The organism is Acinetobacter sp. ANC 5600, from assembly GCF_002018395.1.
In the GTDB taxonomy this organism is placed as follows: domain Bacteria; phylum Pseudomonadota; class Gammaproteobacteria; order Pseudomonadales; family Moraxellaceae; genus Acinetobacter; species Acinetobacter amyesii.
This window is the reverse complement of record NZ_MVKW01000004.1, coordinates 385,090-406,862: the sequence shown is the minus strand read 5'-3', so window position 1 is coordinate 406,862 and position 21,773 is coordinate 385,090. Positions and strand designations below refer to the sequence as shown.

At 39.9% G+C, this 21,773-nt stretch carries 22 protein-coding genes; 10 read left to right on the top strand and 12 right to left on the bottom strand.

All coding sequences use genetic code 11. The annotated features are described in order from the left end of the window. Positions 1-7: 7 nt before the first annotated feature. On the bottom strand, positions 8-1,165 hold the full coding sequence (locus tag B1201_RS11580; protein WP_078193642.1) for a hypothetical protein: 1,158 nt from the start codon (positions 1,163-1,165) through the stop codon (positions 8-10). 149 nt (positions 1,166-1,314) lie between these two features. Further along, the gene (locus B1201_RS11575) at positions 1,315-1,578 is read right to left on the bottom strand and encodes a hypothetical protein (RefSeq protein ID WP_078193641.1); all 264 of its coding nucleotides are present in this window, start codon (positions 1,576-1,578) and stop codon (positions 1,315-1,317) included. A gap of 494 nt (positions 1,579-2,072) precedes the next feature. On the opposite strand from B1201_RS11575, the gene B1201_RS11570 reads away from it, so the two are divergent. The 6 genes from B1201_RS11570 to B1201_RS11545 all read left to right on the top strand — a co-directional run bounded on the left by B1201_RS11570 (position 2,073) and on the right by B1201_RS11545 (position 9,436). Beyond that, a complete protein-coding gene (locus tag B1201_RS11570) occupies positions 2,073-2,348 on the top strand; it encodes a hypothetical protein (protein WP_078193640.1) in 276 nt (91 codons plus the stop codon). A 351-nt stretch (positions 2,349-2,699) separates the two neighbouring features. Next, entirely contained in the window at positions 2,700-5,309 is a 2,610-nt protein-coding gene (gene pepN, locus B1201_RS11565) for an aminopeptidase N (RefSeq protein ID WP_078193639.1), read from the top strand. Between the two features lie 332 nt (positions 5,310-5,641). After that, positions 5,642-5,854 carry a hypothetical protein gene (locus B1201_RS11560; protein ID WP_078193638.1) on the top strand — a complete coding sequence of 71 codons (213 nt, stop codon included), beginning with the start codon at positions 5,642-5,644 and terminating at the stop codon, positions 5,852-5,854. Positions 5,855-6,081: 227 nt separating this feature from the next. Next, positions 6,082-6,858 carry a Rossmann-like and DUF2520 domain-containing protein gene (locus tag B1201_RS11555; RefSeq protein WP_078193637.1) on the top strand — a complete coding sequence of 259 codons (777 nt, stop codon included), beginning with the start codon at positions 6,082-6,084 and terminating at the stop codon, positions 6,856-6,858. A 62-nt stretch (positions 6,859-6,920) separates the two neighbouring features. Beyond that, the gene (locus B1201_RS11550; protein WP_078193636.1) at positions 6,921-7,598 is read left to right on the top strand and encodes a class I SAM-dependent methyltransferase; all 678 of its coding nucleotides are present in this window, start codon (positions 6,921-6,923) and stop codon (positions 7,596-7,598) included. Positions 7,599-7,819: 221 nt separating this feature from the next. Further along, positions 7,820-9,436, top strand: a complete 1,617-nt coding sequence (locus tag B1201_RS11545; protein WP_078193635.1) for a GMC family oxidoreductase — start codon at positions 7,820-7,822, stop codon at positions 9,434-9,436. 103 nt (positions 9,437-9,539) lie between these two features. On the opposite strand, the gene trmB is transcribed toward B1201_RS11545, so the two are convergent. From trmB to B1201_RS11530, 3 genes are all read right to left on the bottom strand, one after another. Then, positions 9,540-10,256, bottom strand: a complete 717-nt coding sequence (trmB, locus tag B1201_RS11540) for a tRNA (guanosine(46)-N7)-methyltransferase TrmB (RefSeq protein WP_078188891.1) — start codon at positions 10,254-10,256, stop codon at positions 9,540-9,542. A 174-nt stretch (positions 10,257-10,430) separates the two neighbouring features. Beyond that, on the bottom strand, positions 10,431-12,233 hold the full coding sequence (locus B1201_RS11535) for an ATP-binding protein (RefSeq protein ID WP_171263784.1): 1,803 nt from the start codon (positions 12,231-12,233) through the stop codon (positions 10,431-10,433). A gap of 427 nt (positions 12,234-12,660) precedes the next feature. After that, complete coding sequence (locus B1201_RS11530; RefSeq protein ID WP_078193633.1) at positions 12,661-14,103, bottom strand: SulP family inorganic anion transporter; 1,443 nt, start codon at positions 14,101-14,103, stop codon at positions 12,661-12,663. Between the two features lie 215 nt (positions 14,104-14,318). On the opposite strand from B1201_RS11530, the gene B1201_RS11525 reads away from it, so the two are divergent. After that, entirely contained in the window at positions 14,319-14,930 is a 612-nt protein-coding gene (locus B1201_RS11525) for a glutathione binding-like protein (RefSeq protein ID WP_078188886.1), read from the top strand. Between the two features lie 82 nt (positions 14,931-15,012). On the opposite strand, the gene B1201_RS11520 is transcribed toward B1201_RS11525, so the two are convergent. The 6 genes from B1201_RS11520 to B1201_RS11495 form a co-directional block, all read right to left on the bottom strand. After that, complete coding sequence (locus tag B1201_RS11520) at positions 15,013-15,585, bottom strand: hypothetical protein (protein ID WP_143221695.1); 573 nt, start codon at positions 15,583-15,585, stop codon at positions 15,013-15,015. A gap of 181 nt (positions 15,586-15,766) precedes the next feature. Then, on the bottom strand, positions 15,767-16,552 hold the full coding sequence (locus tag B1201_RS11515; RefSeq protein ID WP_078193631.1) for a thiazole synthase: 786 nt from the start codon (positions 16,550-16,552) through the stop codon (positions 15,767-15,769). 12 nt (positions 16,553-16,564) lie between these two features. Beyond that, a complete protein-coding gene (gene thiS, locus B1201_RS11510; protein WP_078193630.1) occupies positions 16,565-16,762 on the bottom strand; it encodes a sulfur carrier protein ThiS in 198 nt (65 codons plus the stop codon). Between the two features lie 57 nt (positions 16,763-16,819). Continuing rightward, complete coding sequence (locus tag B1201_RS11505) at positions 16,820-17,185, bottom strand: DUF423 domain-containing protein (RefSeq protein WP_078193629.1); 366 nt, start codon at positions 17,183-17,185, stop codon at positions 16,820-16,822. A gap of 168 nt (positions 17,186-17,353) precedes the next feature. Then, a complete protein-coding gene (gene rpoH / locus B1201_RS11500) occupies positions 17,354-18,223 on the bottom strand; it encodes an RNA polymerase sigma factor RpoH (RefSeq protein WP_078188879.1) in 870 nt (289 codons plus the stop codon). 142 nt (positions 18,224-18,365) lie between these two features. Next, the gene (locus B1201_RS11495) at positions 18,366-18,560 is read right to left on the bottom strand and encodes a sulfurtransferase TusA family protein (RefSeq protein WP_078189214.1); all 195 of its coding nucleotides are present in this window, start codon (positions 18,558-18,560) and stop codon (positions 18,366-18,368) included. 415 nt (positions 18,561-18,975) lie between these two features. Here B1201_RS11495 and B1201_RS11490 point away from each other — a divergent pair, with 415 nt between their 5' ends. Further along, positions 18,976-19,188, top strand: coding sequence for a cold-shock protein (locus B1201_RS11490; protein ID WP_005014923.1), 213 nt, complete (start codon positions 18,976-18,978; stop codon positions 19,186-19,188). A 99-nt stretch (positions 19,189-19,287) separates the two neighbouring features. Next, the gene (gene rhlB, locus B1201_RS11485; protein WP_078193628.1) at positions 19,288-20,439 is read left to right on the top strand and encodes an ATP-dependent RNA helicase RhlB; all 1,152 of its coding nucleotides are present in this window, start codon (positions 19,288-19,290) and stop codon (positions 20,437-20,439) included. A gap of 128 nt (positions 20,440-20,567) precedes the next feature. On the opposite strand, the gene B1201_RS11480 is transcribed toward rhlB, so the two are convergent. After that, on the bottom strand, positions 20,568-20,957 hold the full coding sequence (locus B1201_RS11480) for a hypothetical protein (protein WP_078193627.1): 390 nt from the start codon (positions 20,955-20,957) through the stop codon (positions 20,568-20,570). A 212-nt stretch (positions 20,958-21,169) separates the two neighbouring features. On the opposite strand from B1201_RS11480, the gene B1201_RS11475 reads away from it, so the two are divergent. After that, entirely contained in the window at positions 21,170-21,760 is a 591-nt protein-coding gene (locus B1201_RS11475; RefSeq protein WP_171525909.1) for a nitroreductase family protein, read from the top strand. The last annotated feature ends 13 nt before the right edge of the window (positions 21,761-21,773 follow it).

Sequence of the window (21,773 nt, the reverse complement as noted above, 5' to 3'; positions counted from 1 at the left end):
TTCTCCCTTAGCGGGTGAAGTAATGGTCTTGATGTTTACAATTACGGCAGAACAGGGTCACATAATCTGCGGCATCATAATCGACAGAGAGTTCTTGTGAACCACAGTACATGCAACGCTTTGTGGAATAAAAATTTAAGCGAGGTTCGATTTTTTTCCAAGCATGGCGTATTGGTTGCACAAAGATACTTTCATCGAGTCCTAAAAAGTTAAAGAGCAAAATTTCACTCATTTTACTAAACGGTAATTGTGGGGGACGAGGGAGAGTAAAGGTTTCCCATTTTTCCTGTAAGCCACGTTCACGGTATTGCTGTAAGGTCTTTTTTAACAGGTTGGTATTAATGAAATTTTCATTCCGAACTTGCAGGGCTTTTTGTTTATGTAGGTATTCGAGTGCTGACTGAATCATATAATAAATCTGCCCAACCGCAAGATGGTCGAGTAAGCGATAACAGAACACTTGAAAGCTTTTATTCCCTGCAATTTGAATGCCCCATGTCTTACAGTAAAACTGCATGAATTGGACAATTTCTTGAAAAAGTAGGAGATACAAGCATTCTTTCACTTCGTCAGCACTTTTAAAAGGAACACCCAGAGCTAAATTTTCATAAAACCAATGGCGCAGTTGCTGTGCTACGCTAAAAAGGCTGGGCTCTGAATATCCATCCAGACGGACATTGATATAATACTGTTCAGCTTGTAGCGCATCATCTTTCACAATCAAAATTTGCTCATGCACGAGATGCTTTTTGAGCGACTGTTGAAAGAGATAATTCGGGCTGATGTTATGATACTTAATAGCGTCCCAGTCGATAAATTCTTGATGTGCCGTATGTTCTTGGACATGATTATCCAATAAAGCCAGCAAAAAGAGTTTCTGTAAAAAACTCAGTTCACTTAATTCACGTTCAACGATATCCTTATTTTTGAGTTTACGCTGTTCTTGTAAACGGGTTTCTTTCAGTAGTTTTTTTCGCGCAGCCTGACAGTTTTCACAATGACAGTTGTATTGCTGTTCTGGAAATATTTGATGATGACAATGGCTACACTGATAAAAATTAAATTCTTGCTCATCTAATTTTTCAGCATCTACCCAATACATAGATGCACGACACAACGGGCATTGCGTACTTTCATCGATTTGTTTGCGTAGAATATTGAACATGTTGCCAGCGTTTCTTGAAAGGTTAAATTGATTATACACATCTCTGTTTGAAGACGGGTTTGCAATTTCAGTTGCGGCAGCTCAGGCGATATGTCGGCAAATAAAAAAAGCTGCATAGCGATGATGCAGCTTTTAGTCAGAATGGATTATTAATAGGCGGCTGGGCATGGGATCGATTCGTCCTCCTCTCCAAGTTGTTTGGCTTGTATTAAAGCTTGCACTTTTTTAGACGCGACTTTTTTAGTGCCTAATGCACTATATGAATTAAGTAATGAACTGACCTCAAAGGCTTTGAGTGGGATCCCTTCGCAGGTCATAAACATTGCAATTACCTGATGATCGATATTTGCAGCATCAAGCGCTTGCAAGGTCTTCATATTTTCAATACGGATGATGTGTTCTTTAATAAACATAATGCACCTCTTTTTGTTTTAGCCTGAATATTTTGCTTTTGGCAATTAAGTAGATGCAAAACGCATGCTCAAATGTTTTGAGTAGAGATTTTAAAGCAGATAAACTTTATAATTATTTACTAAGATATTGAAAATAGAATATTAATCTAAAGGTAACAAAATAATAATGATGCGTATGGCTATGTCTAATGAATTCTCAAAATGCTTAAACTGTTGAAAAAGAAACATCTTGGTGCATCGTTTAAACAGAAGTATGCAATCAAATCTAAATCAGAATATTGATATGATTCGAGAGTTAAGGTGCTTTTTGGAGGGAATCGTCTAAGAGATTGGATTTTAAAAGTATATTTGTATATGTTGAGCTTATAATTCTAATGATCTGGGCTTCTAGGATTGAAACCAGGCGGCATCTACTGAAATTGATACATAGTATGATTCAGCTGGATTTCTAAAGGTTTTGATCTTTTTTTATCCTTTCTTTATATGGAATACATATGTCAGACGCACTTAAAAACAGCAATATCACCCGTATGCAATTATATAAGCAGCCACAGGGTACGGTTGGTGCGCTGATTATTGGGCATGATCAAACACTGGAAAAGACGATCGAGTTATTGGGCCTGGCGCAGCAACATCAAGTATCTAAAATTTATGTGGCGGGTGCGACGGAAGAAATTCAGCAATTCCTCACCTCAAAAGTCACGGCATTTCAATTTTACTTTGCTGCAGACTATGACAGCGCACTCGATTTAATTTTTGCAAATCAATAATCGTATAAGTCTTAAGCAGGTAAGTTTGAGCGCAATAATTTGAACGTACAGATGGATTAAGCACCTGTACTTTCTCTTTCTAGTATATAGGCGCTTTATTTATTTTAGGTAGATAAAAAATTTGCACATTGTTATAGCTGTACTCAACTCAGGCATTTATTTTGCTTAAACATGGCGAAAATATGTGCCAGCCTTTAAATTATTCTATAAAGATGATTGAAAACAACATGCGCTGAGCCCATATAAATCATTGTAAATGCGAAGACAGCTTATGCATCTTGTCGTATGATCAAGTCATTCACAATGTGTTCAAAAAGCTGATGAAGCAATAACTAAGGAATAGGACGAGATATGAATATTGCGGCAAATCCAGTGGTCGAAGCAGACCAAACTGTTTATTTAAAAGATTATCAAAAACCATCATTTGTCGTAGATAGTATCGATCTTGATATTCAAGTCTTTGATAAGCATACGAATGTAAATGCAAAATTAGTGATGCAGCGTCAAACGGCTGGAGATTTGGTGTTATTGGGTCGTGATTTGGAACTCAAATCAATTCGCTTAAATCGTCAAGTTTTGCCAGCAGATGCCTATGTTGTAGATGCAGAACAACTGGTGATTTCAAATGCACCTGACCAAGCTGTCATTGAAACCGAAGTCGTGATTCATCCTGAAAGCAATACTCAACTCGAAGGTTTATACCAAGCGGCAGGCGATTTATTCGTTACTCAAAACGAGCCTGAAGGCTTCCGTAAAATTACCTATTATCCTGACCGTCCTGATGTGCTATCGGTATTTACCACACGTGTCGAAGCGGATAAAAAATTCCCTGTATTACTTGCCAATGGTAATTTGATTGAAGCGGGTGAAACCGGTGAAGGTCGTCATTATACCGTTTGGCAAGATCCAACCAAAAAACCATCGTATCTATTTGCTTGTGTGATTGGTGATTTGGCAGTACTTAAAGACACTTATGTGACGTCTGAAGGTCGTAATGTTGCTTTAGAAATCTATGCAGAAGAAAAAGACATTCCAAAATGTCATATTGCCATGGAAGCTTTAAAACATTCGATGCGTTGGGACGAAGAACATTATGGTCGTCCTTATGATTTAGACAATTATATGATCGTGGCAACCAGTGCATTTAACATGGGTGCAATGGAAAACAAAGGTTTGAATATTTTCAACACCTCTTGTGTGCTTGCTGATGAAGAATACACGACTGATGCTGCGATCATGCGCGTTCAGTCTGTGATTGCACATGAATACTTCCATAACTGGACAGGTAACCGTATTACCTGTCGTGATTGGTTCCAACTCTGCTTAAAAGAAGGTTTGACGGTATTCCGTGATCAGTCGTTCTCAGAAGATTTACAATCTGCTGCGGTACAACGAATCGATGATGTTGCTGTGTTAAAAGCACATCAGTTCCCAGAAGATTCAGGCCCGCTTTCACATCCACCGCGTCCAGATCATTTTGTTGAAATTAATAACTTTTATACCGCAACAGTGTACGAAAAAGGTGCGGAAATTAACCGCATGATGGCAACACTCTTGGGCAAAGAAAAATTCCGTGCAGGTACAGACGAATATTTCAAACGCCATGATGGTCAAGCCGTGACTGTTGAAGATTGGGTAGCAGCACTAACAGCGGGATCAGGTGTAGATTTATCGAGTTTCTTGATTTGGTATAACCAACCCGGTACACCAAAACTTGAAGCAAAAGGTGAGTACGATGCTGCAAATCAAACCTATACTTTAAGCTTGAAACAAAGCTTAAAAGCGCATCCGAAATATCCAAATTTAAAAGCTGTGCCTATTCCTGTGGCTTTGGCATTGTTTGATGCGACGAGTGGTGAACAGTTAGTTCTCAGCTCAGATGCATTGGTTGAAAATGGCATCAAAGATGGCGTGTATTTATTTGATACCGATACTGCAACCATTACATTTAGTGGTGTAAAAACCCAGCCTGTTGTGTCTTTACTGCGTAATTTCTCTGCACCTGTTAATCTTGAATTTAACTATTCAGATGAAGAGCTTGCTTTCCTGATGCAGTACGAGCCGAATGGTTTTAACCAATGGCAAGCCAGCCAAACCTTGTTAGAACGTATTTTGTTAAATGGCCATGATGCCGACATCTATGTTCAAGCTATTCAAAATACATTACCAGCATTGGTTGAGCGTGATCCACTACTTGCTTCACGTTTATTCGATGTACCGACAGAGGGTTATTTAGGTAGTCGTATTGATACCGACTACAGTCCTGCCCAAGTGCAAGAACAGCGTGAAGCACTGTTAAGTCGTGTGGCACGTGAGCTAGGTTCATTCTTTAAAGAGACTTATGCAACTTTAGACCCAGATGCGCAGAAAGAGTTTTCACAAGCTATGGGTGTTCGTGCATTGAAAAACATCATGTTGAGTATGATGGCACGTCAAGGCGATGCATCCGTATTTGAATTGGCCTATGAACAACTCAGCTCTACAGGCAATATGTCTGAACGTCTTGGTGCTTTAAAAGTATTGGTTTGGAATGATGCACCACAAGCACAGCAAGCTTTAGAAACCTTCTATACACGCTATAAAAATGAAGCTTTGTCGATGGACCAATGGTTTATGTTGCAAGCGGCACATCCGAAAGCAACTGCGGAAACCATTAAGGCACTGACTGCTCATCCTGATTATGACTTGAAAGTGCCGAACCGTATTCGTGCGGTTACTGGTGGCTTAAATAGCAATCCTGTCAACACTTGGAGCTTTGGTGTGCAGCATATTGTTGAATTAGCAAAATTCCTCGATGAGAAAAATCCAATTGTCGGTTCACGGTTACTGCAAATTTTGTCCCGTTGGTACACGTTGGCAGAGCCGCAGCGTAGTGAAGTTAAAGCCGAACTTGAAGCGCTTAAACCTGTCGTGAAATCGAAGAATGTATCAGAAACCTTAAATAGCATGTTAAGTGTTTAATCATTCAACCTCTCTGTACGATTGATTTGAGTTAAATCAGTCGTACTGAAATGAGCCTGTTGCCATGGCTATGGCAGCAGGCTTTTTTTATATCCAGTCTTTTTATCCAATCTTTAGTTAGAATTGAAAATCAATCATGTTTAGATGACTGAAACTCAAAAAATTTCTCTGAGCATTTATTTAAATTACATAATAATTGCAACATAAATCACATAATGGCGTTACAATAAAATAGGTCTAACACATGAATGACTGTATGCGGTAATGCATCCAAGTTTATGAATGTTTAGATTTTTTATCTATTTTATTATGTGGGATTTTTGAGGCGGGTCATGTTAGTTAAGGTTGATGAAGGTTTTTATTTAAACTCACATCATATTATTGCAATTCGGATTAATAGAGATTTGCTTGATACCTTTGTTGTTTCGGTAGAATACACACCCAACAGTGTGCAAAACACAGGTGTATTTGAAAAGAAATTCAATGCGCGCCGAGATGCAGAACAATACCTACAGACTCTGAATCAAATCATTGGTAAATCGTAAAAGCTAAAGTGCATATCGTGGATATTGTCTAGATTGAAAGCGACATGATATGAATCAGACTCAGATTGACGTCTAGCAAAAGGGATGAAACACATCCCTTTTTTTGTGCTTATCTGAGCGAAATTAATGCGAAGAATTGAAAATAAATCATTCTATCGATACGACTCGATTTGCACGTCGGATATTTTCCTGACATGCTGTATCCATCCAAAATGAGTTAAAATTATATGCGAATCAGTATTGTGGGTGCAGGTCGTGTTGCACATCATTTGCTCAATGTGCTTCATCCACAACATCACATTGTGCAAGTTTTTGCGCGAAATCTTGATAATGCAGAAAAACTTGCAGCAACTGTAGGTGCAGAAGCCATTCATACCCCAACTGAGTTGAATGCTGAGATTGATCTTTTGATTATTGCAGTGAGCGACCAGTCGATTGCAACCGTTATTCAGCAAGTCAAAGCCTATCTGTCACGGGTTTTGATTGTGCATACGTCTGGTAGCACCAATATCACGGTACTGACCCAACAGCATTCGCGAGCAGGGGTGTTTTATCCTTTACAAACCTTTAGTTTAGATCGAGATGTGGACTGGATGTCGACACCGATCTTTGTAGAAGCGGCCGACTCTGCAGATTTGACGACACTTACAGATTTAGCAAACAGCATTAGCCAAAGGGTTTATCAATATGATTCGGCACAGCGCTTGAGTCTGCATCTTGCTGCGGTGTTTGCCTGTAATTTTAGTAATTATTGTTATGACATGGCAAAGCAGATTGTTGATGCAAAACACGTCGATTTTAGCTTACTTTATCCTTTGATTTTAGAGACAGCCAATAAAGCTACTCAGGCTGAACCACGTAACATGCAAACAGGTCCTGCCATGCGTGGGGATCAAAATATCATGCAGATGCACGCCAATATGCTCAAGCAAGCTGATCAAGTCGATCTGAAAGCGGTCTATGAAATGCTGAGTCAGCAGATTCTTGGGCATCATCAGAAATAAATAATCCGTATAGAACAATGAATATTTATTAGCTTAGACATACATGTCAAACAGGATGTTACATGGCAAAAGATTTTAATAGTCCGCAAGTGGTCGCAAGTTATGATGCGCATATTCGAAAATTAATTCCCGGCTATGAACTTGTCCATCAACAAATTCAGGCGGTGTTGAATTGCCATGTCGCTGAAGAGGCCCATGTACTGATCATTGGGTGTGGGACGGGCTATGAATTGGGTTATCTCATGGCCTTGAATCCAACATGGTCATTTACCGTTACAGAATTGTCTGAAAACATGCTGAATCAAACACGCCAACGTGTTGAAGCTGCTGGACAGTTGCATCGCGTTAATTTTATTTTGGGCAGTCATACTGCTTTTGAGGAAGTAAGTTGTTTTGATGCGGTGCTGAGTATCTTGGTGACGCATTTCATTGCGTTGTCAGAGAAAACGAATTTTTTAGCAAAAGCATTTGAACTGCTTAAACCGCAGGGCATTTTTTTAAGTTTTGACTTGATGCAAACTCATTCGAATTTTGAGCAGCGTGTCCTGCCTGAATTTTGCCAGATGCAGGGTTTATCTGCTGCGCAAGCGACAAAAATGATGCAGCGTTTAGAAGATGATTTTGAACTGATTAGCCAGCAGCACTATCAAAGCTTACTGACGGAAATAGGCTTTGATCAAATTTATTGTTTCAGTCAAATCTTTAGCTATGCGGCTTACTGTGCTTTTAAATGTCGATAAATTAAAAAATAATAGAGTCCAAGATTGGGCGTATCAAGTTCATTGATTATTTTGACTGATATTATTGCTACCTTGCATGAGTGACGCTTGCATCAAAATTTTGATCAATAGACTCATTTTTCTTGCACAGTAGCACGCTTACTATTTTAAAAAAGAAACTTTTCAGTCAGGGTTAAATCCCTTATTGTGCATTTATAAAAAGAATCAATTGGATGAAAATAATGTCAAAAATGGAATTTGATTACATTGTGATTGGTGGCGGAAGTGCGGGGTGCGTACTGGCTGCACGCCTCAGTGAAGATCCGAATATATCTGTGTGCTTGCTAGAAGCAGGTGGGCAAGGTGATCAGTGGACGGTCAATATTCCAGCTGCATGCGTGGTGAGCTTGCCGACCAAGATCAATAATTGGGCCTTTGAAACTGTGCCTCAAGCTGGCTTGAATGGTCGTAAAGGCTATCAACCGCGTGGAAAATGCCTTGGCGGTTCATCGAGTATTAATGCCATGATTTATATTCGTGGACATAAAAATGACTATGATCAATGGGCGGCACAGGGAAATACTGGCTGGTCATACGACGAGGTCTTGCCATATTTTATTCGCTCGGAAAATAACAACCGAATACACAATGAATTTCACGGTAATGACGGCCCTCTGTCCGTCACAGATGTACAAAGTGACAATATTTTCCATCAACGCTATACCGAAGCGGCTCGAGCACAAGGCCATAAAGTCCTCGATGATTTTAATGGCGCAGAACAAGAAGGCTTAGGGGTTTATCAGGTCACGCATATCAATGGAGAGCGTTGTAGCGTGGCACGTGCGTATTTATTTCCACATTTAGATCGGCCAAATTTAACTGTATTGACCAAAGCCACAACACATAAAATCATTATAGAAGATAAAGTGGCCACAGGTGTTGAAGTCCAACATGCAGGGCAAATGAAACACTTAAAAGCAAGACGAGAGGTCTTGCTCAGTGCCGGTGCGATTCAATCACCGCAGATTTTAATGTTGTCTGGAGTGGGAGATCAGGCCGAGCTCCAAGCGCATGGCATTGAAGTGAAACACCATCTACCGGGTGTAGGAAAGAACTTCCACGACCATCCCGATTTCATTTTTGGTTATAAAGTCAAAGAATACCAAGGCACATTTGGCGTGTCCTTACCTGGCTCAATTGATATGTTCAAGCAGTTCAGTCGCTATCGTAAGGAACGACGGGGTATGATTGCTTCAAATTTTGCAGAATGTGGTGGTTTTCTAAAGTCTTCACCCGATTTAGCCATTCCAAATTTGCAATTACACTTTGTCGTGGCGTTAGTAGATGACCATGCACGGAAATTTCATGTAAGTCATGGTTTGTCGTGTCATGTGTGTCTGCTCAATCCAAGAAGTCGCGGCACGATCAAACTAAGTGGTTCCAGTGTCAATGATCCATTATTGATTGATCCAAACTTTTTAGGGGATGAACAGGATTTAGAAGATTTGGTACAAGGTTTTAAGTTGACGCAGCAATTGATGATGTCGTCGTCTTTATCGAGTCATTATCAGCAAGATTTATTTACCTCACTGGTCAAAACAGATGATGATATACGTGCAATCTTACGTCAGCGTGTGGATACGGTTTATCACCCTGTCGGTAGTTGTAAGATGGGTGTGGATGAGATGTCTGTGGTTGACCCTGAATTGAAAGTCTACGGGATTCAAAACCTTCGTGTCGTCGATGCATCTATCATGCCTTCTGTGGTGAATGGTAATACCAACGCGCCGACAGTGATGATTGCTGAAAAAGCCGTGGATATGATTCGACAAAGTCAGCTCCAAGCGCAAGTAGCTTAATGGTTATTCGTTTTATATGATTTGATACAACACAGAAAAATCTTAGATCAAAAACAGCAATAAAAAACCACCGCTAACGGTGGTTTTTTATTTCATTCAAAAATTAATTTACTTTTTTGAAGATGAAGTCATTAATTTTATGGCCTGCTTCAATTCCGCGACGTTCAAACTTAGTTTGCGGACGCCAATCTGGACGAGGGTAGCTATTGCCTTTACCTGCAAGGTTTTCCAGACGTGGACGTTCTTCAAGAACTTCGATCATCCATTCAGCATAAGGTTCCCAGTCAGTTGCTGAATGGAATGTACCCCCGATTTCTAATTTTTCTTCAACCAATGGCATACGGTCATGAGATACAAAACGACGTTTGAAATGACGTTTCTTCTGCCATGGATCTGGGAAGTATAATTGCACAGTGTTAATACTGTTGTCTGGCATTTCACGTAGCACTTGGATGGCATCAGCATCCAATACTCGAAGGTTAGTTAAACCTGCAAGACCGGCTTCATACACACATTGAGCGATACCGGGAACATGTACTTCAATACCGACAAAGTTACGTTCAGGGTTTGCTTTTGCCATTAGTACCAAAGAACGCCCCATACCAAAACCGATCTCAACAGTTAATGGGCGTTCAGGGTGTTCAAAATGCTGACGCAAATCCCCAACAGGATATTCCAAAATTAGATGACCATATTGTTCCAGCGCAGTACGTTGCGAAGTATTAAGTGGCGCAGAGCGGCGCATAAACGTCACGATTTCACGGTGTTCGTTTAGGTTATCCAGATCTACTGCGTGCTGGTCTAATTGATCGTTCGACATAACTTTGGCAAATGTAAAAAATTCGAATGCCGTATTTTAAGTCCTGAGATACACAAGTCAAATTTTTACCGTGAATAAATCCGCTTTTTGCTCAATCTTACTGATTGGAGCCGTGCTGAGCATTTGCCATGTACAGTGAATTACTCAGCTCAAAAGTCATGAATTAACATTAATCTAGGCTGTTTTTTCATCAAGATCTTCACTGTCAGCACCATCAGATTTAAATGGCAAAATGGCCTCAAGAACGGTAGAACCCGGCTGTGACTGTATTTTAAATTCACCACCGATACGATGGATTCGTGTTTGCATACTATGTAGACCAACATGTAGCCCTTGTTCAACATCGTTAGGGTTGAAGCCTATACCGTTATCTTCAATACGTAATACCAACTGAGTCTCTGTTTCGCACAAACTGAAATGAACTTTGCTTGCTTGACTGTGTTTTAAAATATTGGTGAGGGTTTCTTCTGCAACGCGAGTCAAATTGAGACATTGGGTCGCAGAGGGTGAGTGAATCCATTCGGTAGCAAATTTCCAGCTTGAGCTCATGTCTAATTCTTCAAAGAGCTGTACAAAGCGATGGCGAATCGGCGCCGCCCATTCGATCGGGGTGTCTGGAACTTTCGTCCCTATACTTGAACCTGAATCGATGACTTGTCTTAAATCATTACGGAACAGTTTAAGCATCGACATGATTTGTGGTTTTTCAATTTTGTCATTTTGTTCTAACAGTAAAATTGAACGGACAATTGATCCGCCTAAACCATCATGTAAGTCATGAGATAAATGAATTCGTTCTTGAAGTCGTGCATTTTCAAGCGCGAGTTGATGTTGTTGACCAAGTGAGGTAGCGAGTTTCAGTTCAGCTCGTTGTACATTTTCAGTTAAGGTCTTATTAAAACGCTCAATTTGACGGGTGTGTCGAGCTAAACGCAAAGCCAGTACGCCGCCCAAAACGAGGGTGGTTAGTGGGCCAGTATATGGTGAGAGCGCATGGCCTTCCATGGTCATCATAAAGTGCGCATCATGTACCGCAATCGGTAAATAAATCAGATACAGCGTTGCAAGCAAATAGGTTTCTGCCATTTTGGCTTTATACGCCAAGTACGGATAGCTAATACATTTGGCCACAAAGACCAAAACAAAGAAGCTAAAACAAATTTGGATGACGGTCTTTAAATAAGCCTCTGGTGCAAAACCGATACAGAGTGCTGCGATAGTGGCAAGGCTCAATAACAGCTTTTGAATTTTCGGGAAGGGATGATTTGCAAAATACCACGCACCAATACAGCCAAATACCGTATAAAAGCAGAAAATTATATTTTGCATACGGTCGATCTGTACGGTGGTTAGAAATGCAATTGGCCCATTAAAAATAATACACAGGCTATAAAACACCCAACACATACCAGTGATGGTTAACCATAAGTAAGCTCTTTCATTACGATTGGCGAGCCATGCTAAAAAAAAGAACACAGCCACGACGAAATTAATCATCGTATTGAGTTCGACTAATTGTCGTTGTTCGAGTAGCCAAATCTTAAAGGTGTCGTAGACTTGCGGGTATTCCCCAATTTGAACTGAACTGAGTCCTGATTTTTGGGTCACCGAACCATACACTTGTACCCAAATGGTATTTACACCTTGCTTTAAACTCGAGCTAGGCAAGTTCAATAGTCTAGGTTGATGTTGGCTTCGTGAAAAATATTCTGCTGAAATATAGTCTTGCCAAAGTAGGGCATCGTTGATGTAAACCCGTCCACTTTGGGTAATGCCTTGTATGGCTATAGCAATGGGTTGATTTAACTGATTGGGGTTACAGTCCAGTTTAAATTGGATTTTGTACCAAGCAATGCCATGGTAGTCAGGCCAACGTTTATTCCATGTGTCTGGAAGCTTTTGCAGATTTTGCCAGCCTGTACGTGGGCGCTCTTGCTCGACAGCACTTTTAGCTGTGGCAATATGGGTGATGTCCACAGGACAATGACTGCTTGAGATCTGTGGGGTGGGATTAGCAAAAGTGGGTATAGCGAAACAACATAGCAGGCAAAATAGACTCGCTAAGACCAGCAGCCGATTTGCTTGAATGCAGTGTCGTGACCAAAACCATACCATCAAAATCCCCCCAATTTTGTGTATCCACAATTTAAAAAAATAAATAGAAAGTCACATCAAATCTTTATTTTATTTTTGATAGTTATAATTTTATGAGATGAATTATACAGTTAAATCGAATGAATGGTGAATTTTTCTCTTTTTTATAGCCTTAGTATTTTATGTAATGTCATTACAAATGAGACTTTGATTATTGAAACCCTTTGCTATATACATCCTGAATAGGGTTTCAATAGGTCACACTTTATTGAAAATTGATTGGATTCAAAGTGAATATTTCAAAAATCCATTAGTCACTGACACGGTCGAGTAAAGTGCTACTTGCTTCATTTAAGCCAAAAACCTCTACTTGAATCTGTTTTGACTCAAATTTTTGCACGACATTCTTCAAAATATTAACGGAAGTAATATCCCAAATATGTGCATGATTCAGATCAATTCGTACATGATTAACCATCTCCTGAAAATCAAAAAATTGATAAAAACTCTCAGAGCTACTAAAGAAAATTTGTCCATAGACTGTGTAGCTACGAATATTGTCTTTAAATTCAGATGTGACTTTTACCGAGCTTTCCAGTTGATTGATAATAAACAATGCAGAGAGGAGCATGCCAACCAATACGCCAAGGGCTAAATTATGTGTTGCAAGCACCACGATCACCACAGCAATCATTACGACATTAAAAGACATCGGATGCTTCGAAAATTGCTTGACTGAATTCCATTGGAACGTAGTGAATGACACCATGACCATAATCGCGACTAAGGCCGCCATTGGGACATACGCTAACCAGTCTTTTAGGAACACCACTAAGCACAACAAAAATACTCCTGCAACCAAAGTGGAAAGGCGAGTTCGCGCGCCAGAGCTGACATTAATAATCGACTGCCCAATCATGGCACATCCAGCCATGCCGCCCATAAAGCCACTGACTATATTGGCAATCCCTTGACCACGACATTCCTGATGACGATCACCTTCAGTTCCAGTGACTTCATTGATCACTGTCGTGGTCATCATGGTTTCTAATAGGCCAACTGTTGCAAGGGTGATGGAATAGGGAAAAATAATCGTGAGGGTTTCAAGATTGAAAGGAATTTCAGGAATCAAGAAAATAGGTAAAGTCTCTGGAAACTTACCCAAATCACTCACAGTACGCAGGTCAGCACCTAAAAATAATGCCAAACCACTGAGGACAATAATGCAAATCAGCGGTGATGGAATGGCTTTGCCAATTTTAGGTAGATATGGAAAAAGATAAATAATCGCAAGCCCTAAAAGCATAAAGACATAGCCCAAACTATCCATCTTTGACATTTCAGGTAGCTGTGCGAAAAAAATCAAAATCGCGAGTGCATTTAAAAAACCATACACCACTGACTGCGAGACGAAGCGCATAAGTTTTGCGACTTTAAAATAGCCAGCAATGAACTGAATCACACCAGTTAAAATTGTGGCAACCAAAAGGTATTGCAAACCATGATCTTTGACCAACGTGATCATAAGTAAGGCCATCGCACCCGTAGCAGCTGAAATCATTGCTGTACGACCACCAAAAAAGGCAATGGTGACGGCAATACAAAACGAAGCGTACAAACCAACCTGAGGGTCAACCCCAGCAATAGCTGAAAAGGCGATGGATTCTGGAATCAACGCAAGTCCAACCACCAAGCCAGCGAGTACATCAGTACGAATATTGGAAAACCATTGTTCTTTTTTAAGTTGTAACACGGTAACTTTTCATCAAATCTTAAACGCGGCTATGTTAAAACAACTGAGTATAAAAATGCATAACACCGTGACTTGAAATCTTCTTAAATATGGATAATAGTCAATGAGTATATGTGTTTCAGCATTTACGCTTTTTTGCAATTTACAGGTTTGATCACTTGAAAGTTTGACAGAAGAGATTTAAAACATTGAATAGTACATAACAAGGATCAGATATGAAGCTTTATTATTCTCCAGGTGCATGTTCATTAGCATCACATATAATTTTAAATGAAATTAATGTCGATTTTGATTTGGTCCGTGTTGACCTAAAAAACCATAAAACAGAAAAAGGGGTAGATTATTACGAGATCAACCCAAAAGGTTATGTACCTGCATTAGAAATTAACCCAGGTTTGATCCTGACCGAGAATGTGGCCATTTTACCGTTCCTTGCACAGCATGATCCAAAACAAGACTTAATTCCGCCATCAGGTTTAGGTCGTGCCAAAGTTTTAGAATGGCTTGGCTATTTGAACTCAGAATTACATGATGCTTATGCCGTATTCTTTGGTGCACCACTAGATGCAGACGCTAAAGAAAAAGCTTATGCAGAAATTGATCGTTTATTGACATACATCGATAAAGCGATTGGTGAATCGGATAACGACTATTTGGTCGATGATAACTTTGGCCCAGCAGATGCTTATCTCTTTGTACTGACAAATTGGTCAAATGGCATCGGTCATGATTTAACGCCATATAAAAATATCATTGCATTACGCAACAAAGTTGCAGAGCGCCAATCAGTTCAAATTGCGATGCGAGATGAAGGTTTAATTCCTTAAGTTGTGTATTCAAATTGAATTAAAAAAGACCGCCGAAATTGGCGGTTTTTTTATTGCTAGATTGGCATTGCTCAGGTTTAACTTAGTACTCGAACTGTGTATAGAAATCATCAAAGTTAATATTTTTAAGCGTCAGTTGTTGTGGTGCTTTGAAGGTTGACCATTTGGTATGAGTTTTGGCATCTTCAAACATATTGCCGCCTACAATTTCCTTACGTTTTAAGGTCGAAAAATTGTAGCTTTTCGATGTTTCTTCACCAGAAGCTCGGTGAAAGCTACTGTAGTCAAAACCAATCAGGTCAAAGCGTTGATTTTGCCAACGGAAGGTATAACTATGTCGGGGCCATTCCCAGCCACCACAAGCCATAAAATAACTAAAATGAACGAGTAAATTGCCTTTACTGATTTGGATGTCTTCTGCTTCAGCAAGTGGATCAAGTAAGCATGAATTCGGTTGCTGAGCGACTGGGATACTGTTGTTTTCTACGATACGTTGATATCCCTTTGCGGTTTTAAAAAATACGATGAGTTGTCGTGGAGGGTTATGAACGACTTTGCCATCGTCATCATAGGTCACCACATCGACTTTTTGTTTTTCCACGATCATCGCAATATCTGGCATTTGATCTTTGTTTAGGTCGCCAGTCGTAGCCATCAAAATGTCCCAACCTTGAGGCGCGAGTGATTTGGCTGTGCTGGGCACTTGGGCAGACAGCCAACTAGATGCGACACAAAGACTCAAAGTACAAAATATATGGGATATTTTCATTGTTATCAGGTTTTCAAAATCAAAAAAAGGACTCAATAGAGTCCTCTTTTATACCGTGAATGAGTTCTTATTTAAAGAAGTATCCAGTTTCAGGTGAACTGGCATTTGCCATGCGTTTACGTGGCATACGTCCTGCTAGGAATGCTTCACGGCCTGCTTCAACTGCTTTTTTCATCGCTGAAGCCATCAGAACAGGGTGTTGAGCTGCTGCAATTGCCGTATTCATTAATACGCCATCACAGCCCAATTCCATCGCTATCGCTGCATCACTTGCAGTACCCACACCGGCATCGACCAAGACAGGCACTTTGGCATTGTCTTTAATGATCGAAATAGTATGTGGGTTGAGAATACCTAAACCTGAGCCAATAAGACTACCTAAAGGCATAATGGCTACACAGCCCATGCTTTCCAGTTCTTGTGCCACAATTGGGTCATCTGAGGTATAAACCATGATTTCAAAGCCATCGTCAATCAATGTACGTGCAGCTTTTAAAGTCTCAGTAATATTTGGATATAGGGTTTTCTCATCCCCTAAAACCTCAAGTTTAACCAAATTGTGACCATCTAAGAGTTCACGTGCCAACATGCAAGTACGGACCGCACTGTTCGCATCGAAACAACCTGCTGTATTTGGCAAAATCGTATATTTTTCAGGTGGAACTACAGAAAGCAAGTTCGGCTGGTCTGGATGCTGACCAATATTCACACGGCGAATGGCAACGGTCACAATTTCAGCACCACTGGCTTGAATGGCCTGGTCAGTTTCCGTTAAGTCCTTGTACTTACCTGTACCAACTAAAAGTCGTGAATTAAATGTACGTGAACCAATGATTAGGGGTGTATCTTCCATGGGAGCTCCATTTTAGCCGCCACCTACGGCATGAATAATTTCAATATGATCTTGCTCAGTAATTGGAGTTTGTTCCAATTTACTTTTCGAGATGATCATTTCATTTTTTTCAACAGCGAAGCGTTTGCCTTCCAGTTGTAATTGTTGAACCAATTGCAAGAGGTTGACACATTCGGTTTGTGTAGATTCGCCGTTTAAATAGATTTGCATTTGTGGATTCCGTTCTTGCTGCCTTGCCTGTTGAGTAAGGCCAAAATCTGTGGTTAATTATTTTGTGTATTTAAATGCATTCCAGGCCAATATGAGCCATCCAGCAATCATCAACGCTCCACCAATCGGGGTAATGGCTCCAAGACCACGTGGTAAACCTAGAGCCATCACATATAAAGAACCACAGAAGAAGAAAATACCAACTTGTATAAGGAGGAAACTGGCTTTTATTGGAAGTTGGGGAATGACTTTGGATAAGATCGCAATGGCCAGTAAGCCCAATGCATGATAAAAGAAATAGTCCGTTGCAGTTTGCCACCAAGCCAATTGGGCTTCAGTCGCGCGAGCTTTTAATCCGTGTGCACCAAAGGCACCAAGCATTACAGCAAAAGCTAAGTTAAGTGCGGAAATGGCAATCCACATGTGCATTCACCTTAACAAAATTTGCGCATAACCATAGCATATTTAGAGTGCAGGGTTAAAGCAAAAATGCCCAAAGTTTTTGTGTTGTAGCTTGTCATTCAATACTATTCAGACATAAAAAAGAGCATCGAAATGCTCTTTTTAAGAATGACTGGAAAAGCCTTCAACTTAGTTTGAGGACATTGCGACTTTAATTTTTTCCATCGCATTTTTTTCCAACTGACGAATACGTTCAGCAGATACATTATATTCTGCCGCCAATTCATGCAGCGTCGACTTTTCGTCATCTAACCAGCGACGTTGTAAGATGTTACGTGAACGGTCATCCAACTGATCCATGGCTTCATGTAAAGCTGAAGTGCTTTGTTCTTCGTAATCTTCATCTTCCGCTAAACGCGCAGGGTCGTAACGGTTATCTTCGAGATAAAGGGCAGGAGCGACATGGGTCGAACCTTCATCGTCGTCATCACCTTGAGCTTCAAAGGCAGCATCATAAGCGGTTAAACGGCCTTCCATTTCCAAGACTTGTTCAGGTGTTACATTTAAGTCATTGGCAATCGACTGTGCTTCAGCCAAAGTTAATTTTTTAGATGACTTTTTTAAGCTACGTAAATTAAAGAATAATTTACGCTGCGCTTTAGTGGTCGCAATTTTGACAATACGCCAGTTACGAATCACATATTCATGAATTTCTGCTTTAATCCAATGCACAGCAAAAGATACGAGACGTACGCCCATATTTGGGTCAAAACGTTTTACCGCTTTCATTAACCCCAAGTTACCTTCTTGAATCAGGTCACCTTGTGGCAAGCCGTAGCCTGCATAGCTACGTGCGATATGTACAACAAAACGAAGATGTGACATCACCAGCATTTTAGCTGCGTCTAAATCTTGGTCATAATAATAACGTTCGGCCAGCTCTTTTTCTTGTTCGGCCGATAAAATTGGAATCTGATTAACAGTACTAATATAAGCACCAAGATTCACCCCAGGTGCCGATAATGACAGGGGCATCAATTGATTGCTGCTGTCACTCATGTTTTCTCCTTGAGAATTAAAATGGGTAAGCCCAATAACTAAGATTCATCTTAATCCAATATTTCCGTAAATTATGGAAAATTGGGTATAGAAATGTAAACTTTTATTCAATTGTGAAGTAATTTAGTTTAACTGAATCTTTTTAAGATTCAATCAAGTAATGAAACTCAGAATCGGAAATTTTGCGCATTTCACAGTTTAACTGATGTATTTGACAGTATCGTGATACATCTTGTTGGCTGTGCGGATCGGATGACTTTAACAATAAAGATTGGTCTGGACTTTTCTTTAAAGCTTTTTTGAGCATCAATAGTGGCATCGGGCAGGGTTTACCCATTGCATCTACAGTTAAAAGCGAATTTTGGCTGTCACTCACGAAGCAGATCCAACATGTTTACATTTCAATGGAAATATTAGCAAATACAGTGCCAAATCCCAACCTAAAATAGGTAAAAATCCTTTGTGATTTATAACTCAAACGATGTGAAAAAATAAGAATATTCAAAAGGAAAATAGATCAAAAAAATCTATTAATTGCGGTAAACCCGTGTTAAGCTCGTTGCGTTGTTAAGATTTTTGTTGGCTGTGAAGCCTCTTAACTCTTGATATATTTGGATGTAACCGGGATTTTGTTGATAGTTTTACAGAATGATTACAAGCTTAGAAATAAAAATATTTTTTTTAACCTTGTTTGGTCTGCTGTTTGCAACACCGGGTGGTCCTTCTTTTTTAAATACGATAAGGATTAACTTATGACAGCTCGTGAACAAGGCGTTGTTAAATGGTTCAACGACACTAAAGGCTTTGGCTTTATTCAACGTAACGGCGGCGACGACGTATTCGTTCATTTCCGCGCAATTATGGGCGAAGGCCACCGTTCACTTCGTGACGGCCAACGCGTAGAATTCAGCGTTGTTAAAGGTCAAAAAGGCTTCCAAGCTGAAGAAGTACAACCTTTAGACTAATCGTCTGAATGTACTCAAAAACGCTCCAATGTAAATTGGGGCGTTTTTTGTTTATAATGCTTCAGCAATTTTGTGATTATTCAATTAGGGCACATCTATATGTCATCAGGTTTTGAAACCTTAAATTTACATCCGAACCTTAAAAAAGCCATTGATGCTTTGGGTTTTAAGGATATGACGCCTATTCAGCAAAAGGTTTTAAAATTTACATTGGCTGGACATGACGCTATTGGTCGTGCTCAAACTGGTACTGGGAAGACTGCGGCTTTCTTGGTCAGTGTGATCAATGACTTGTTGAATAATCCAATTAAAGAACAGCGTTATCGTGGTGAACCGCGTGCATTGATTCTTGCACCAACGCGCGAACTTGCTTTGCAAATTGAAAGTGATGCAAAAGATTTAGTGAAATACACTGATCTCAATGTCATGACTTTGCTCGGTGGGGTAGATTTTGATAAGCAAAAAAATCTATTAAATCGTAATTTTGTCGACATTATGGTTGCAACCCCAGGCCGCTTAATTGACTTTGTGGAACAAAAAGAAGTTTGGCTCGATCAAATTGAATTTTTAGTGATCGATGAAGCTGACCGTCTTTTAGATATGGGCTTTATTCCTTCAGTGAAACGTATCGTGCGCTTTTCACCACGTAAAGAACAACGACAAACTTTGATGTTCTCTGCAACATTTAGTTATGACGTTTTAAATTTGGCACAGCAATGGTTGTTTGAACCAGTAACTGTTGAAATTGAACCTGAGAAAAAAACCAATGCAGATGTAGAGCAACGTGTCTACATGGTGGCGAAGTCTGATAAATATAAATTATTGGAAGACATCTTACGTGATGAACCAATTGAAAAGGTCATGATCTTTGCCAACCGTCGTGATCAAGTGCGTAAACTTTATGATCACCTCAAAAAAGATGGTTATAAAGTGGTGATGTTGTCAGGTGAAATCGCTCAAGATAAACGTTTGAAAATGCTTGATCAGTTCAAAAATGGTCAACATAACATCATGATTGCAACAGACGTTGCGGGTCGTGGTATCCATGTGGATGGCGTGTCTCATGTAGTGAACTTCACACTTCCTGAACAGTCTGATGATTATGTACACCGTATCGGTCGTACAGGTCGTGCGGGTACTCGTGGTGTGAGTATTAGTTTCTTGTCTGAAGATGATGCTTTTTCATTACCTGAAATTGAAAAAGCCATTGGTCAAAAATTACCTTTAACCCGTTTAGACGGTTATTGCTAATTTTTGTTTCTAAAAAAGCCTGCATTTTTGCAGGCTTTTTTATTACATGTCGACTATTTCATAACAATTATTTCATAACGACAATTTCATTTTGAGTTAATGGCAAAACGAAATCACAGACTAACGTTTTAGTTTGCACGGCAACTAAAGGTTAGTACGGTTTGGTAATCATCATCTTTGCTGATGCTGCCGCTATTTCCTGTAATGGTGCCAAGTACGCCAGCCGCCGCCTGAATCATCTGACCTGTCTTTTCATCGACCACGCCTTTTAAAACTCCGTTGTATTCTTGCTTTTCATCTACCACGACAGGGGTCGCATTTTTACCACAGGTACTATTTGCAGCTGCAATTGCATTATTTTTTGCCGCTAAACTGGTTTTACCTACGGCAGTCACTTCATATTGATTATTTGGTTTTTGAATCGCTAAAGATTTTGTTGGCGTAGATGTACATGCAGCTAAAAGCACAGTTGCGCTTAGCGTGCAAACAATGGCAACAGTTTTGTTGAATTTTTTCATACGGTGCCCCGAGTTAGAAACAATTTGATTTATTTGAACATAAAATTTCTTATAGAACAGGGAACTGCTGTACAAGTTATGCGGTTTTTTTATAGTAAATCTGTGAATAAAGCTGACTTAACAAATAAGCACCGAGTCTGATGTAAACATTCTAGAGTAAGTTATTGAGAATATGCTAATCTTGAGCAAACGTTTTAAAGTACAGTGTATAGATGTCAATTCTAAAATCAGCAGTTGATACAGTTCATCAAAATATTCATCAGCGTCAGTCGATTGGTCATTTAATTGAACCTGCGCCGAATGCTGAGCAATTGGAAAATGCGTTTCAAGCCGCTTTAACGGCGCCAGATCATCATCGTCTTAAGCCTACGCGTTTCGTGATTATTCCTGAAACTGAACGTGAAGCATTTGGTGAGTTGCTTTCACATGCTTTAGCCGATACTGGACAAACAGAAGAAGCGCAGTTGGAACGTGTGAAACACCATCCATTTCGTGCGCCACTATTGGTTTTGGCTTTAACTCAATTACAAGATCATCCCAAAGTTCCGCATTTCGAACAAATTTTAAGTTCAGGCGCAGCAGTACAAAACTTTTTGCTCTCTTTACAAGCACAGGGCTTTTCAACCATGTGGCGTAGTGGGGCGGTGGTTGAATCTAAATTGTTTAAACAAGCCTTAGGCTTAACGGAAAACGATTTGATTTCAGGCATTATTTATATCGGTACAGCTGTGAAAGCAATTCCACCTCGTGCTGAAATACAGTCTGCTGACTTTGTAAGCCATTGGCATAAAGCAAACCAATAAAAGTGAAAAATAG